This window comes from Solwaraspora sp. WMMD937 (assembly GCF_029581175.1).
Lineage (GTDB): Bacteria > Actinomycetota > Actinomycetes > Mycobacteriales > Micromonosporaceae > Micromonospora_E.
On sequence record NZ_CP120738.1, the window covers coordinates 6327635 to 6344047 of the forward strand.

Annotated in this window: 7 protein-coding genes; 6 read left to right on the forward strand and 1 reads right to left on the reverse strand. The window is 71.6% G+C overall.

Features of this window, described 5'->3' with window-relative positions:
- The first annotated feature begins 335 nt into the window (after positions 1 to 335).
- The 3 genes from chvE to mmsB are packed head-to-tail and all read left to right on the forward strand — an operon-like array spanning position 336 to position 4217.
- Positions 336 to 1478, forward strand: a complete 1143-nt coding sequence (gene chvE / locus O7621_RS27950; RefSeq protein ID WP_348775267.1) for a multiple monosaccharide ABC transporter substrate-binding protein — start codon at positions 336 to 338, stop codon at positions 1476 to 1478.
- Positions 1479 to 1488: 10 nt separating this feature from the next.
- Entirely contained in the window at positions 1489 to 3039 is a 1551-nt protein-coding gene (mmsA, locus tag O7621_RS27955; RefSeq protein WP_282231964.1) for a multiple monosaccharide ABC transporter ATP-binding protein, read from the forward strand.
- Entirely contained in the window at positions 3036 to 4217 is a 1182-nt protein-coding gene (gene mmsB, locus O7621_RS27960; RefSeq protein WP_282231965.1) for a multiple monosaccharide ABC transporter permease, read from the forward strand. Before mmsA ends, mmsB begins: the two co-directional genes overlap by 4 nt.
- Positions 4218 to 4422: 205 nt before the next feature.
- On the opposite strand, the gene O7621_RS27965 is transcribed toward mmsB, so the two are convergent.
- Positions 4423 to 5841, reverse strand: a complete 1419-nt coding sequence (locus tag O7621_RS27965; protein ID WP_282231966.1) for a condensation domain-containing protein — start codon at positions 5839 to 5841, stop codon at positions 4423 to 4425.
- A gap of 184 nt (positions 5842 to 6025) precedes the next feature.
- Here O7621_RS27965 and O7621_RS27970 point away from each other — a divergent pair, with 184 nt between their 5' ends.
- From O7621_RS27970 to O7621_RS27980, 3 genes are all read left to right on the forward strand, one after another.
- On the forward strand, positions 6026 to 11641 hold the full coding sequence (locus O7621_RS27970) for a non-ribosomal peptide synthetase/MFS transporter (RefSeq protein WP_282231967.1): 5616 nt from the start codon (positions 6026 to 6028) through the stop codon (positions 11639 to 11641).
- A complete protein-coding gene (locus O7621_RS27975) occupies positions 11638 to 13191 on the forward strand; it encodes an AMP-binding protein (RefSeq protein ID WP_282231968.1) in 1554 nt (517 codons plus the stop codon). Before O7621_RS27970 ends, O7621_RS27975 begins: the two co-directional genes overlap by 4 nt.
- Before the next feature lie 63 nt (positions 13192 to 13254).
- A complete protein-coding gene (locus O7621_RS27980) occupies positions 13255 to 16407 on the forward strand; it encodes an amino acid adenylation domain-containing protein (protein ID WP_282231969.1) in 3153 nt (1050 codons plus the stop codon).
- Positions 16408 to 16413 lie beyond the last annotated feature (6 nt).

Consider the following 16413-nt stretch of genomic DNA (forward strand, 5'->3'; position numbering starts at 1 on the left):
CGAGCCGGCGGCGCTCCACATCCAGCCCTGGAGCTGTGGAAACGTCCCGCACCGGAGGCGTCGGGGCGACGCCGGCGCGGGCGGTCGGATGTTTCGCATCGGTTTCCCAAGGATCGCGTAGGGCCCCTTGACAGCGATCTTGTGAGCGATAACACTGCGACTCACTTAGCCACCGATAGTTGCAGCAACCCGACAGCGTGACGGGCCGCGCGGCCAGTGGCCGTCCGCCGTACCGGGTCACCGCCCAGCGGCCCGGCACCTCATCGCCCACGGCACCACAACCTCCCGCCTGCGGCGCCACCGCCCGCAGCCCATCCCAGAAGAGGGAGACGTCCGTGCAACTGCGCACCAGCACCATGATCCGACGGCTGGCCACGATCGGCGCGGCCGCTGCCCTGGCGACCAGCCTGGCCGCCTGCGGTTCCAGCGAGAAGACCATCAACCAGGAGACCGGCGACGGCGACAACACGGGTGCCCTGGTCGGTGTCACCATGCCCACCAGGTCCTCCGAACGCTGGATCAGCGACGGCGACAACGTCCAGGCCGCGCTGGAGGAGCTGGGTTACGAGGTCGACCTGCAGTACGCGGAGAACGACATCCCGACCCAGGTCAACCAGATCGAGAACCAGATCACCCGGGGCGCCCGGCTGCTGATCGTCGCCTCGATCGACGGCACCGCGCTGACCACTCAGCTGCAGCAGGCCGCCGACCAGGGCATCCCGGTCATCGCCTACGACCGACTCATCCGCAACAGCCCGAACGTGGACTACTACGCCACCTTCGACAACTTCAAGGTTGGCGTACAGCAGGCCACGTCCTTGCTGGTCGGACTCGGCATGCTCAACGCGGACGGCTCCGCCGGCGAGGCCGACGGACCGTTCAACATCGAGCTGTTCGCCGGATCGCCGGACGACAACAACGCCACCTTCTTCTTCGACGGCGCGATGTCGGTGCTGCAGCCGCACATCGACTCGGGCAGGCTGGTGGTCCGCAGCAGCCAGACCGACTTCGACACCGTCGCGATCCTGCGTTGGGACCCGGAGACCGCACAACGGCGGATGGAGGACCTGCTCACCCGCACCTACCAGGGCGGTGTCACCGTCGACGGGGTGCTCTCGCCGTACGACGGGCTCTCCATCGGCATCCTGTCCGCGCTCAAGAGCAGCGGATACGGCACCGCCGGCCAGCCCTACCCGGTGGTGACCGGGCAGGACGCCGAGGAGGTCTCGGTCAAGTCGATCCTGGCCGACGAGCAGTACTCGACGATCTTCAAGGACACCCGCGAGCTGGCGAAGAAGACCGTCGAGATGGCGCACGCCGTCCTCAGCGGCGACGAGCCGGAGGTCAACAACACCACCGACTACGACAACGGGGAGAAGGTCGTCCCGTCCTACCTGCTCGAGCCGGTAATCATCGACAAGAGCAACTACGAAGTGCTGATCGACAGCGGCTACTACTCGGCCGAGCAGCTGGGCTGAGTCCACGATCATGCCGACCGACGCCATCCTGCAGATGCGGGGCATCACCAAGACGTTCCCCGGCGTGCGTGCCCTGCACGACGTCAACCTGACCGTACGCCGGGGCGAGATCCACGCCATCTGCGGCGAGAACGGGGCCGGCAAGTCGACCCTGATGAAGGTGCTCTCCGGCGTCTACCCGCACGGGTCGTACGCCGGAGAGACCACCTTCGACGGCCAGCCGGCCCGGTTCGCCGGGATCCGGGACAGCGAGCACCGGGGCATCGTGATCATCCACCAGGAGCTGGCGCTCTGCCCGCAGCTGACGATCGCCGAGAACATCTTCCTCGGCAACGAACAGACCCGCCGTGGGCTGATCGACTGGAACCACACCAACCACCAGGCGGCCGAGCTGCTGCGCCGGGTCGGGTTGACGGAGAATCCGACCACCCTGGTCACCGAGATCGGGGTGGGCAAGCAGCAGCTGGTCGAGATCGCCAAGGCGCTGTCCAAGCAGGTGAAGCTGCTGATCCTGGACGAGCCCACCGCCGCGCTCAACGACGAGGACTCCGCGCACCTGCTCGACCTGCTCCGCGAGCTGCGGGACACCGGCATCACCTGTGTGATCATCTCGCACAAGCTGAACGAGATCCTCGCCATCGCCGACACGATCAGCATCCTGCGCGACGGCGAACTGATCGAGACGCTCGACCTGGCGACCGACGAGGTGACCGAGGACCGGCTGATCTCCGGCATGGTGGGCCGGTCGATGGAGCACCGGTTTCCGCCGCGCACCCCGAGGATCGGCACCGAGGCGCTGCGGATCGAGGAGTGGACGGTGCGGTCCCCGGACGGCGACCGGGTGGTCGTCGCCGACGCCAACCTCACCCTGCACCGTGGGGAGGTCGTCGGGCTGGCCGGGCTGATGGGAGCCGGCCGCACCGAGCTCGCGATGAGCGTCTTCGGCCGGGCGTACGGCCGGGACATCAGCGGCCGGGTCTACAAGGACGGCCGGCAGATCCAGCTGCGCTCGGTCCGCGAGGCGATCGACCACGGCATCGCGTACGCCACGGAGGACCGCAAGCGGTACGGGCTGAACCTGATCGAGGACATCCAGCGCAACGTGTCGGCGGCCGGGCTGACCCGGCTGGCCCGCCGCGGCTGGGTCAACGAGGGCGCCGAGCACCGGACGGCGCAGGAGTTCCGCCGCAGCATGAACATCAAGGCGCCGAGCGTGGCGAGCATCGTCGGCAAGCTCAGCGGCGGTAATCAGCAGAAGGTCGTGCTGTCTAAGTGGATCTTCACTGAGCCGGACGTGCTGATCCTGGACGAGCCGACCCGGGGCATCGACGTCGGCGCCAAGTACGAGATCTACTCGATCATCAACCAGATCGCCGACAACGGTACGGCGGTCCTGGTCATCTCCTCTGAGCTGCCCGAGCTGATCGGGCTGTGCGACCGGATCTACACGTTGTCGGCCGGCCGGATCACCGGCGAGGTGCGGCGGGCCGACGCCACCCAGGAGCGACTCATGCAGCACATGGTGCAGGGACAGGAGCAGGGATCGGGGGCCGACCGGTGAGCGTCGCCCGGATCAACGTCCGCGAGAGCGGCATCTACATCGCGTTCGGGCTGATCGTCGTGCTGTTCGCGGTGCTGACCGACGGGGCACTGCTGCAGCCGCAGAACCTGTCCAACATCATCGTGCAGAACTCGTACGTGCTGATCCTGGCGATCGGCATGATCCTGGTCATCATCGCCGGGCATATCGACCTGTCGGTCGGCTCGGTGGTCGGCGCGACCGGGGCGATCGCCGCCGTACTGATGGTCGAGCACGACCTGCCCTGGCCGGTGGCCCTGCTGATCACCCTGATCGCCGGTGCCGCGATCGGCGCCTGGCAGGGCTTCTGGATCGCGTACTTCGGCATCCCGGCGTTCATTGTCACCCTGGCCGGGATGCTGCTGTTCCGGGCACTCACCCTGAGTGTGCTCGGCAACCAGGGCATCGGGCCGTTCCCGGATCCGGTGCGTACCCTCGCCAACGGCTTCACCGAGGGCTATCTGGGCAACATCGGGTTGGGCCCGCTCGGCGGCGCCGATCTGGTCAGCCTGCTGGTCGGTCTGGTCGCGGTCGGCGGTATCGCGGTCAGCCAGTGGCGGGCCCGGGTGGCCCGGCTCGGCTACGACCAGGCGGTGGACCCGATGCCGGTCTTCCTGTTCAAGATCGTCGGCGCCTCGGCGGCGGTGCTGTTCGTGATCGTGCAGCTGGCCCGGTTCAAGAATCTGCCGTGGGTGCTGGTGCTGCTGGCGGCGCTGGTGCTCGGCTACTCGCTGCTGACCAAGCGGTCGGTGTTCGGTCGGCAGATCTACGCGGTCGGTGGCAATCTGCAGGCCGCAGTGCTGTCCGGGGTCAAGGTCAAGTCGGTCGTGTTCTGGATCTTCGTGAACATGGGGGTGCTCTCCGCGCTGGCCGGGATCATCTTCGCCGGCCGGCTCAACCTGGCCGGACCGACCGCCGGCAACACCTTCGAGCTGGACGCGATCGCCGCCGCCTTCATCGGCGGGGCGGCCGTGCAGGGCGGGGTCGGCAAGGTGGTCGGCGCGGTCACCGGCGGTCTGATCATGGGCGTGATCAACAACGGGATGTCGCTGATCGGCGCCCCCAGTGAGAACGTCATGCTGGTCAAGGGTGCGGTGCTGCTGGCCGCGGTCGCCTTCGATGTGTGGAGCAAGCGCCGCGCCGGCGTCGCCTCCCGCTGAGCCATACGAACCACCGATGCGCTGTCAACCGGTGGTGCGGCGCAGCTCACCATCATCCAACGCAGCGGGGCCTCACGCCACGGGCGTCGCTAACCTGCTGGGGCTCGTAGGTAACCACGCCTACCGTGATCTGCCCCGCCCCCACACGACGAGGGCGGGGCAGATCTGTCGCCGGTCGGTACAGAAGCGGGGCCGACCGGCGGGTTCAGCTCCGCCCACCGGCACAACCGGGCTGCCAGGGCCAGGGCACGTCCCGGTACGCGGCCTCGATGAGCAGCGCCTCCAGGTCACGCAGGTACGGCTCGATCGTCTCCGGCGCAAGGAACCGGGTGTCGACCGTGTAGGTGAGGCCGAGCGCCTCCGGCTCGTCCACCACGTGCAGCAGGCGGTGCCAGGAGGCGGCGTCCAGGCCGTCGATGAGAGTGAAATGGCTGCCGTCTGCGGTCGCCCGCAACTGCTGCTCGGCTACCGGCGGCACGTCGTCCACCACGTCCCCGCCGGGCAGCCGGACGTCGTTGAAATAGTAGTGCGGCAGGAATGCAGTGGTGTAGTCGTAGCCGAGCTCCTCGAACGTCGTCCGCATCGCGACGGCGTCGTAGTAGGCGTGCAAATATCCGTCCAGCGCGACCCGATAGATCCGTGGTAGCAGCTCAAAGAAACCCGGGCGATCGGCGATGTCTAGCACGCAGAAGCCGATTTGACCGAGATTGGCGATCGCATTGACGTACTCGGGCCGGAAGCGGTTGTGCGACATGTTGAACAGTCCGCAGACCTGACGCCCGGTCGCTCCGGCGGACAGGGCGGTGGTAGCGGCGAGCAGCACCGTCGAGAAACTCACCCGATGCCGGGCGGCGACCATCCGGGCAGCGGTGGCGGCGGCCGACGAGACCAGCGTGCCCCGGTGCAGCCGTGGGGTGGCCGGCGGCGCCGGCTCGTCGAGCGAGACGTCGGCCAGCCGGCGGTACTGCCGGAGCCAGTACGCCACGGTACGGCCCGAGTGCCGCTGGTCCGGCCCGTGCTGGCGGCGGGCCACGTCCACCGACTGCAGCCCGGCCGGGGTGCCCAGGTCGCCCCGGAGCAGGATCAGCCGCAGGTCACGCAGCACCACCTCGACCGCGTACGCGTCCACGGTCGAGTGGCTGAAGACCAGCACCAGCTGGCGTACCACGCCGTCGACCCGCACCACGGCGAACCGCACCGGCCACTCCCGACCGTGGTCGAAGGCGACATCACCCAGCCGGCGGGTGAGCTCGGCGGCCGCCACGGCGCCGTCGCCGGTGCCCGCAACCACCAGGACCGGGACCTGCCCGGCCGCCGCAGTCTCCTGCCGCGACGTGCCGTCCGCCGTCCGGCATACCCGGGTACGCAGCCCGCCGTGCCGGCCGACCAGCGTGCCGATCGCCTGCACCACGCTGGACAGATCGGCCGGGGCCCGACGCGGCACCGTCAGCACCCGGCGCAGGTTGAGGAACAGATGCTGGGTCCTCGACAGGGTGGCTGCCCGCCACATGACCTGCTGCGCCCAGGTCATCGGCGCGTCCTCGGTCCGACCACCGTGGAACTCCGCGTGGATCAACTCGTCCATGGCCCACTCGGTGGGCACGATGGCATCGGCGAATCGCATTCCTGACGGTACGACGGCACGACGTGCATCGAATCGATCGTTCGTCTGCACCACAGTGCACCAAAAGTTGATTCCGCTGTGCCGACGACGGGAGTCAGGCTGATGGTTCACGTAGACAAAATCAAAGGCAATCCGGGTGACGAATCTCGACGTACCAACGCAGGATGTCCCGATCCAATCACAAGTGATTCAGCGGCGAAATGGGGAAAGTCCGGCACTGTCGTTCGGTCAGGAACGGATCTGGTTCACCGAACAGCTGACGCCGGGCACCGCCGGCTACGTCGTGCACAGCACGGTACGGATGGGTGGACCGCTCGATGCCGACCTGCTGCGCGCCGCAGTGGACACCGCCGCGGCCCGCCACGACAGCCTGCGGATGCGGTTCACCGAGAACCTCGACGGCGAGCCGCGGGTCGAGGTGGTACCGCAGGTCACCGTACCGTTCAGGGTGCTCGACGCCGACAGCGAGACACACGCCCGGAAGCTGGTCGACGCCGCCGTGCGGACCCCGTTCGACCTGGCCGTCGCACCGCTGCTGCGGGTGCTCCTGGTCCGGCTCGGCGACGACGACCAGGTGCTGCACGTCGGGATGCACCACATCGTCAGCGACGGCTGGTCGCTGAACCTGCTGCTGGCCGAGGTCGCCGCCCTCTACGGCGCGCTCACCGACGGTCTGCCGGTGCCGCCGGCACCGGCCATCGACTACGCCGACTACGCCGCCTGGCAGCGGGTACGCGGTGACGGGCCGGCCGTTCAGCGGGAGCTCACCTACTGGACCGGGGCGCTCGCCGGAGTGCCGCCGCTGCAGCTGCCGACCGACCGGCCCCGACCCGCCGTGCAGTCGTACGCCGGCGACGTGCACCGGTTCGGCTTCGACGCCGAGCTCACCGCGGCGCTGCGCCGGCTGAGCCGGGCCCACCGCAGCACCCTCTACATGACGCTGCTCGCCGGCTGGCAGGCGACGTTGTTCCGGTACAGCGGGCAGCGGGACTTCGCCGTCGGATCACCGGTCGCCGGCCGGGTGGTGCCGGAGGTGGAGAACCTTGTCGGGCTGTTCGTCAACACGGTGGCGATCCGGGCCGACCTGTCCCGGGCACCGGCCAACGGCGCCGGCGGTGGCGGTGGCGGTGCCGGCGATCGCGGTGGTGCCAGCAGTGCCGGCGACGGCGGTGAGCCGGGCTTCGGTGAGCTGCTGCGCCGTACCCGGGGGCGGGTGCTACGGGCGCTGAGCCACCAGGAGGTCCCGTTCGAACGTCTGGTCAAGGAGCTCAACGTCGCCCGCGACGTCAGTCGGGCGCCGGTGTTCCAGGTGCTGTTCACCCTGCAGAACTACTCGCGGGCGCAGAGCAGCTGGCCGCGCGGGATCACCACCGGGGCGTTCGGCAGCGACACGGCGGCGGCCCGGTTCGACCTGTCGCTCTACGTCAGCGAGACCGGCGACGGGCTGCGGGCCATGCTGGTCTACAACACCGACCTGTTCGACGCCGCCACCGTGGCACGGCTCACCGGGCACTACCGGGCGTTGCTGCGCGCCGCGGTGGCCGACCCGGACCGGCCGGTGGTGGATCTGCCGCTGCTCGACGACGCAGAGCAGCGGCAGCTGACCGCCTTCAGCACCGGCCCGGTGCCCGGCACCGACCGGCCACGACCGGCCACTGCCGGGGCGGTCACCCTCGGCGACCTGGTCACCCGGCACGCCACGACCACCCCGCAGGCACCCGCCGTGGTCCACGGCGACGACCTGATCAGCTACGCCGAGCTGGACCGACGCGCCAACCAGCTGGCCCACCAGCTGCGGGAGCAGGGTGTCGCGCCGGGCCACCTGGTCGGCGTCTGCCTGGATCAGTCGGTGCAGTTGGCGGTCGCGCTGCTCGCCGTACTGCGGGCCGGCGGGGCCTACCTGCCGCTCGATCCCGAGCAGCCACCCGCCCGGCTGCGGCTGATGCTCGCCGACGCCGCCCCGACGGTGGTGTTGACCAGCAGCGCGATCCGCGCCGAGCTGGGCGGCGACGCCGCCCAGGCGGCCCTCGCCGGGGCGACCTGCCTGGACCGGATCGCCCCGGTCGTCGCAAAGCAGCCGACCGGGCCGCCGGCCGGGGCGGCGAGCGGCGACGACCTGGCCTACGTCATCTACACGTCCGGCTCGACCGGCGTGCCCAAGGGGGTCGCGGTCGCCCACCGGCAGGTACTGAACTATCTGGACGGGGTCGCCGAGCGGTTCGACGTCGTGCCGGCCGGCCGGTACGCGCTGCTGCAGTCGCTGTCGTTCGACTTCAGCGTCACCGTGTTCTACCTGGCGTTGGCGACCGGCGGTTGCGTGCATCTGGTGCCGAGGCGATGCACCGGCGAGGAGCTCGCCGACGCGCTGCGCACCGGACGGATCGACTACCTGAAGATGACGCCGTCGCATCTGCGGGCGCTGGCCGCCGAGGTTGACACGGCGCGGCTGCTGCCCCGGCGGGCGCTGATCCTGGGCGGGGAGGCGGCCGACCTGGACTGGGCGGCGGACCTGGCCGGGCACGGCGTACCAGTGTTCAACCATTATGGACCGACTGAGGCCACCGTCGGGGTGACCACCTACCGGGTGTCGGCGCACGAGCGGGGGCCGGGCAGCGTGCCGATCGGCCGCCCACTGCCGTACGCCCGGGTGCACGTGCTCGACGCCCGGCTGCGGCCGGTGCCGGTCGGCGTACCGGGTGAGGTGTACCTGGGCGGCGACCGGCTGGCCCGCGGCTACCTGAACCGGCCCGGGCTGACCGGGCAGCGGTTCGTCCCGGACCCGTTCGGTCCGCCCGGCTCCCGGCTGTACCGCACCGGTGACCTCGGCGCGTGGCGTGCCGACGGCGAACTGCTCTTCCTGGGCCGCACCGACCACCAGGTCAAGATCCGCGGCTACCGGGTGGAGCTGGGTGAGGTGGAGGCGGCGCTGCGCGAGATTCCCGGGGTACGGCAGGCCGCCGTACTGCTGCGTGACGACCGGTTGGTCGGCTACCTGGAACGCGCCCCGCAGGACCCGGCACCGGAGACGGCGCACGGGCCTGAGCCGGCCGAGCTGCGCCGGCTGCTCGCCGACCGATTGCCGGACCACATGATCCCCAGTCGGTACTGCTGGCTGGACCGGCTGCCGCTGCAGGAGCACGGCAAGATCGACCGCAGGGCGCTGCCGGAACCGGGCGACGATCAACCCGCCCGCGAGTACGTCGAGCCGACCGGTCCGGTGCAGACGCTGATCGCCGCCGTCTGGCAGGCGGTGCTGCAGGTGCCCCGGGTCGGCACCGACGACGACTTCTTCGAGCTGGGCGGGCATTCGCTGCTGGCCACCCAGGTGGTCGCCCGGCTGCGCCGGGAACTGCCGACGGTCCGCGCCGGTGACGGCGCGCCTCCGGCGGTCAGCGTGATGGACCTGTTCCGGCACCGGACCGTACGCGAACTCGCCGCCCTGCTGACCGACGGTGACGCCGAGCGGGGTCGGCTGCTGCATGAGCTGACCGCACCGGCCTCCGCTGCCGAGCGGGTCGCCACCCTGGTCTGTGTCCCGTACGGCGGCGGCAACGCAGTGGTCTATCAGCCGCTCGCCGACGCGCTGCCGGCCGGCTGGCGGCTGCTGTCGGTGGCGATGCCCGGCCACGACATCGGGCTGGCCGATGAGCCGGCGCCGATCGACGAAGTCGCCGAAGGCGTGGTCGCGGAGATCCTGGACCGGGTCGACGGGCCGCTGATCCTCTACGGCCACTGTGGGCCTGGCGGGGCGCTCGCCGTCGAGGTGGCCCGCCGGCTGGAACAGGCCGGGCGGGAGTTGACCGCGGTCTACCTCGGTGCGATCTTCCCGTTCGGCCGGCCGACCGGCGGGCTGCTCGGTCCGCTGCTGCGGCTGCGGTTGGTGGAGCGGGTACGCAGCGACCGGATCTACCGCACCTGGTTGCAGGCGCAGGGCACGTCGATCGGTTCCCTCGACCCGGAAGAGGCGGCGTTCCTGATCCGGGCGATGCGTCACGACGCCCGGGTCAGCGAGGACTACTTCACCGCGCTGATGCGCGACCAGGTGACCCCGCTGCGCGCCCCGGTGATCTCGGTCGTCGGGGAACGCGACCGGGGCACCGACTTCCACGAGGAACGTTTCCAGGAGTGGCACTTCCTGTCCGACCGCACCGCGCTGGCGGTGATCGACGAGGCAGGGCACTACTTCCTCAAGTACCGGGCCGGCGAGTTGGCGGAAATTGTCACCAGCGTCCACCTCCGGCTCGCCGTACCGGCCGAACCAGACGTGCCACCCACCGACGACGCGGGGGCGGAAGACCCGGCGTGGCGGCTGCACGCGGTCTCCGACCGAGGCCCGGCCGCCGACCCGCCGGGGGCCCGGTCCGGACCGTCGGCACCGGACCGGGCGGCGACCGGACCGGACCGGGCAGGTGGGCCACAGCCCAGCCTGCGCCGGTTCGGTCTGGTCGCGGCCGGCCAGATCGTCACCACCACCGGCACCGCGTTGACCAACTTCGCCGTACCACTGTGGATCTACCTGGAGACCGGTTCGCTGGCCCGGTTCGCCCTGTTCTCCATCGTCAGCCTGCTTCCCGGACTGCTGATCGCCCCGCTGGCCGGGGCGTTGATCGACCGGACGAGTCGCCGCCGGGTACTGCTGGCGGCAAGCGTCGCCGCTGGCGGCGCCAAGGCGGTGATGGCCGGGCTGCTGATCGCCGACCGGGCCGAGATCTGGCACTTCTACCTGCTCGTCGGCTGGCTGTCGGTGGCGTTGGCGTTCCAACGGCTGTCGTTCGTGTCGGCGGTGCCGCAGCTGGTGCCGAAACGCTTCCTCGGCCACGCCAACGGCCTTACCCAGACCGCAGTCGGGTTGACCCAGTTCATGGTGCCGCTGCTGGCGGTCGCGCTGCTGGAGACGGTGGGACTGCGCGGCATCATGATCATCGACGTGGTGGCGTACGTTTTCGCCGTCGCGGTGCTGATCGCCATCCGGTTCCCCCGCACGCTGGCGCTGCAGCGGCGGGAGAGCCTGGGGCAGGAGATCCTCGGTGGGTTGCGCTACTCGCTGCGCCGCCGGGAGTTCCGCGGCATGCTCGCCTTCTTCGCCGCCCTCAACCTGTTCCTGTTCCCCGTGCTGTTCCTGCTCTCCCCGCTGGTGCTGGGCTTCGCCGAGTTGGCCGAGGTGGCCCGGATCGCGCTCACCGGCGGGGTCGGCGCGGCCGTCGGCGGCCTGGTGATGCTGGTCTGGGGCGGCCCGCGCCGCTACCGGATGCGGGCCGTGCTGATCGGCACGCTGGGCATCGCAGTGGCCTGCGCGGTGACCGGGCTACGCCCCAGCCTGCTGGTGATCGGTGCCGGAGCGTTCGGCATGTACTGCGCGCTCGGCCTGGTCAACGGCATCTACAACACGATCATCCAGATCAAGGTGCCGCCCCGGTTCCACGGTCGGGTGTTCGCGCTCAACCAGATGGTCGCCTGGTCGACGATGCCACTCGGCTGGGGGGTGATCGCCCCGCTGGCCACCAGCCTGATGGAGCCGCTGCTGATGCCGGACGGGGCGCTGGCCGGCACGGTCGGGCTGGTGATCGGGGTCGGTCCGGGCCGGGGCATCGCCCTGCTCTACATCGCCTTCGGCGTCTGCATCGCGCTGACCGCGACCGTCTCCATGCGTACCCGGGTGTTGTCCCGGTTCGACGACGAGGTGCCGGACGCCCCGCCGGACGACCTGGTCGGCATCGAGACCCGGCAGGCCCGGGTGGCGGCGTACCCCGGCGGTGGACAGCGAGCCCAGCAACCGGCGTCCCCCGGCGGTGGCCGATGAGCCCAGCAACCGGCGTCCCCCGGCGGCCGGCCGCCGCGCCGGCCGCTCGGACCGTACCCGAACTGCTCGACTGGCGCTGCGCCCTGCACCCCGACCGGGTCGCCGTCGAGGTCCACGGCGTGGACCAGCTCACCTTCGCCGCCTGGCGGGCCGGTTCGCTGGCGGTGGCCGCCGCGCTGCGGCGGGCCGGAGTGGCCCCCGGTGACCGGGTCGGGCTGGTGTTCGCGGCGCGGGAGTGGACCGGCTACGCCGTGGCGTACTGCGCGGTGTTGCGGGCCGGTGCGGTCGCGGTGCCGCTGTCCGACCGTCTCGCCCCGGCCCAACTGGAGTACGCGGTGCGGCACTGCGCCGCCCGGCTGGTGCTGCACGGACCGCTGACCGGCCCGGCCGGACCGGCGCCGGCCGTACCCGCCGGGGTCGCGCCACTGGCGCTCGCCGACCTGGTCGCCGACGGCCCGGTCGCCGGCGGCACCGACGCGCCCGCTCCCCCGCCACGCCCCGGTGACCTGGCTCAGATCCTCTACACCTCGGGCACCACGGGCCGGCCCAAGGGCGTCGGCGCCTGTCACGCCAACCTGGTGGCCGGGGCGCCGAACCACCCGCGCCGGCTGGCCCTGGCCCACTCGGAACGCTTCCTGCACGCCTTCCCGATCGGCACCAACGCCGGGCAGACCATGCTGTTCAACGCGTTGACCGCGAAGCCGGCCGCGCTGACCCTGCCCCGGTTCACACCGGCGCGGTTCGCCCGCCTGGTGACCGCGCCCGGCACCGGCACCGTCTTCCTGGTCCCGTCGATGGCGATCGAACTGCTCGACTCCGGTGCCCTGCGGGCGCGGGACACCTCCGGCGTGATGCTGATCGGGTCGACGGCGGCGGCGCTCGCACCGGCGGTCGCCACCCGGCTGGCCGCGACGTTCCCGGCCGCGACGATCGTCAACTACTACTCGTCGACCGAGGCCGCCCCCGCCCAGACCGTGATGGTCTTCGACCCGGCACGGCGGGCCGCCGTGGGCCGACCGGCCGACGGTCAGCTGATTATCGCCGACGAACAGGGCCGGCCGCTGCCGCCCGGCAGTGTCGGCGAGGTCTGGCTGCGCTGCCCGCATCCGCGCTCGTACTACCGCGACGGCCCGGCCACCGAGGCGACCTTCCGTCAGGGCTGGGTCCGGATGGGCGATCTCGGCCGGCTGGACGCCGACGGCTACCTGTACCTCGCCGACCGGCACCAGGACATGATCAAGTCCGGTGCCTTCAAGATCTCCTCACTGGAGGTGGAGGCCGCGCTGCACGAGCATCCGGCCGTCGGCGAGGCGGCCGTGGTCGCCGTCCCGCACCCCGTGCTCGGGTCGGCTGTCGGGGCGGTGCTGGTACCCCGCGCCGGGCATGCACCGCACGAACTCGCCCTGCCCGCGGTGCGTGCCTTCCTGTCCGACCGGCTCGCCGACTACCAACTGCCGGCCCGGGTGCTGGTCGTCGAGGCGCTGCCCCGCAACGAGGCCGGCAAGGTCCTCAAACGGGCGCTGGCCGCGCTGTTCGACCCGCCGGGCTGACCGGCTCCAACCCGGCCGCACCGTCCGACATCGACAAGACAACAGCAGTACCAGGAGGATCCCGTGGGCACCGCCGAAGCGACGTACGCACAGCACGCCGTCTGGTTCACCGAACAGGCCGGGGTGGCGGGTACGGCGTACCACATGGCTCTCGGCGTGTGGTTCGCCGCCGGCCTGGACCAGGCGGCGCTGGCCACGGCGTGCGCCGCCGTCGTCGACCGGCACCCGGTGCTGGCCACCCGGGTCGACGACAGCGACGGCGTACCGCGACTCGCCCCGGCCGCCGACCGCCCGACGCTGCAGCATCAGACGCTGCAGCGGCTGACGCCGTCGGCCGGTGGCGCGGACGCCGACCGGCTGATCGCGGCGGAGATCGCCCGCCGCCACGACCTGCGCACCGGTCCGCTGGCCAGGTTCAGCCTGATCCCCGCCGCCGACGGTGACCGGCACCTGCTGCTGATCACCGCCCACCACCTGGTCTTCGACGGCACCTCCAAGGACGTGCTGGTCCGGGACCTGGCGGCGGCGTACGGTGCCGCCCGCGCCGGTCGCCCGGTCGAACTGCCGGCGGCACCGACCGACGGGTACACGGCACGGGCCGGCATCGAACGGGACCGGGTCGCGGCCGAGTCGGCGGCGGCCGCAGAGCACTGGGCCACCCGCTGGTCCGGCCCGGGTGGGCTGGTGCTGCCCGGTCTCACCCGGGTGCCGACCGGCGCCGAACCCGGCGACGCCGTACCGGTGGTCCTGGAGCCGGGTCTGGTCGCCGGGCTCGACCAGGCCCGGCGCAAGCTCGGGGTCACCCGGTTCGAGCTGCTGCTTGCCGCGGTGCACGCGCTGCTGCACAGGTACGGCAACCAGCAGGTCCCGGTCGGCGTCGGGGTGTCGACCCGTACCGCCGACGACGCCGACGAGATCGGCCTGTTCGTCAACGAACTGCCGGTCACCGCCCCGGTGCCCGACGACGCGGGTTTCCGTGACCTCGCGCACGCCGTCCGGGACGAGACACGGGCGCTGAACCGGTTCCGGGCCGTCCCGCTGGCGCACGTTGCCACCGGGCTGCGGCCGGCGCCCGCGCTCACCCCGGTGTCGATCGGCTACCGCCGCCGCGCGCCGGGACCTGTATTCGACGCGGTGCCGACCACCGTCGACTGGGCGATGTTCAGCGGCGCGGCCCGCAACGCGCTGCACATCCAGGTCGTCGACGGGCCGGCACCGGACAGCGACCAGGAGCACCTGGAAAGCAACCTGGAGATCAACCTGCAGTTCAGCCCGACGGCCGTTCCCACCGCCGCCGTCGCCCGGGTCGGCGACCATTTGCGGACCCTGCTGGCCGCCGTGGCCACCGACCCGGAACAGCCGGTCGCCGACCTTCCGGTGCTGCCTCCCGCCGAGTCCGAGCTGGTCTGCCGTGGCTGGAACGCCACCGGCCGTGACTACCCGGCCGACACGACCGTGCCGCTGCTGTTCGCGGCGGCGGTACGGCGGACACCGGACGCCGTCGCGGTCGTCGACGGTGGGCGTACGCTGAGCTACGCCGATCTCGACGCGGCCAGCGCTCGGCTGGCCGGGCTGCTGCGGGCCCGTGGCGTCGGGGCGGGATCGCTGGTCGCCGTGCTGCTGGACCGCTCCTGGCAGGCGGTCGTCGCGCTGCTCGCGGTGCTGCGCAGTCGGGCCGCGTACCTGCCCGTCGACCCCAACTATCCGCCGGCCCGGCAGGCGATGATCCTCGACGACGCCGCGCCGGCGCTGGTACTGACCACCAGCGGTACGGCGGCCGCCCTGCCGGCCGGGCCACCGGTGCTCGCCCTCGACCAGCTCGATCCGACGACTGCTGACCCAGAAACCGGTGCCCCAGGGGCCGCTGACCCGTGGACCGCGGACCTGCCCGACCCGGACGAGCTGGCGTACGTGCTCTATACCTCGGGTTCCACCGGGCGGCCCAAGGGGGTACGTGTCCCGCACGGCGCGCTGGCCAACCTCCTGCTCGGCATGCGGGACATGTTCGACAGTGGGCCGGCTGACCGGTGGCTCAACCTGACATCGCCGTCGTTCGACATCTCGGGGGTCGAGGTCTACCTGCCGCTGACCACCGGCGGCCAGGTGGTGGTGGCCTCCGGGGTCAGCGCGCTCGACGGCGCCGGGGTGCTGCGGCTGATGCGCGAGACCGGGGTGACACATGTGCAGGCGACTCCGTCGGGTTGGCGGGTCCTGCTGGAGGCCGGGCTCGACGACCAGGTGGTGGCGGTCACCGGCGGCGAGGCGCTGGCGGTCCCGCTGGCCCGCCAGTTGCGCTCACGGGTGGCCCGGCTGGTCAACGGGTACGGCCCGACCGAGGCGACGATCTACGCGACGATGGCGGAGATCCCGCCGCAGCCGGCCGAGGTCACCATCGGCCGGCCGGTGCCGAACACCACCGCGTACCTGCTGGACGCAGAGCGGCGGCCGGTGCCGATCGGAGTGCCCGGCGAGCTGTACCTGGGCGGGCGGGGCGTCGCCGACGGCTACCTGAACCGCCCCGAGCTGACCGCCGAGCGGTTCGTCCCCGACCCGTACGCTACCGACGCCGGCCGTCGTCTGTACCGCACCGGCGACCTGTGTCGCTGGCTGCCCGACGGCCGGCTGGAATTCCTCGGCCGGGCCGACGACCAGGTGAAGATCCGCGGCCACCGGGTGGAGCTGGGTGAGATCACCGGCCGGCTGCTGGAGCATCCGGCTCTCGCCGAGGCCGCCGTACTGCTGGACGGTACGGACGAGGCGACCCCGCGGCTCGTCGCCTACCTGGTGCCCCGCAACGCCGCGCCGACCATCGCCGAGCTGCGCCGGCACCTGACCGAGACGCTGCCCACGACGATGGTGCCCACCGACTGGGTGCTGCTCGATCGGCTACCGGTGAGCCCGAACGGAAAACTGGACCGGGCCGCGCTGCCGGCGGCGACGAGCGGCGGTACGGACCCGGTCGGCGCCCCAGACCCCGCCGAGGCGGACCCGGTCGTCGAGGCGATCCGGTCGATCTGGCAGGACGTGCTGCAGATTGCCGAGATCGGCATCGACGAGGACCTTTTCGACCTGGGCGGGCACTCGTTGACGATCACCCGGATCAGTAGCCGGATCCACCGTCGGCTCGGCGTCGAGGTGCCTCTGGACGCGTTCTTCGACACGCCGACGATCGCCGAGATCGCCAACCTGGTCCGCGAGGCCGGCGGCCGGTGCTGACCGGGC

Coding starts and splice junctions, on each gene's coding strand:
- mmsA (WP_282231964.1), top strand. CDS start 1,489: ATGCCGACCGACGCCATCCTGCAGATGCGGGGCATCACCAAGACGTTC.
- O7621_RS27965 (WP_282231966.1), bottom strand. CDS start 5,841: ATGCGATTCGCCGATGCCATCGTGCCCACCGAGTGGGCCATGGACGAG.
- O7621_RS27975 (WP_282231968.1), top strand. CDS start 11,638: ATGAGCCCAGCAACCGGCGTCCCCCGGCGGCCGGCCGCCGCGCCGGCC.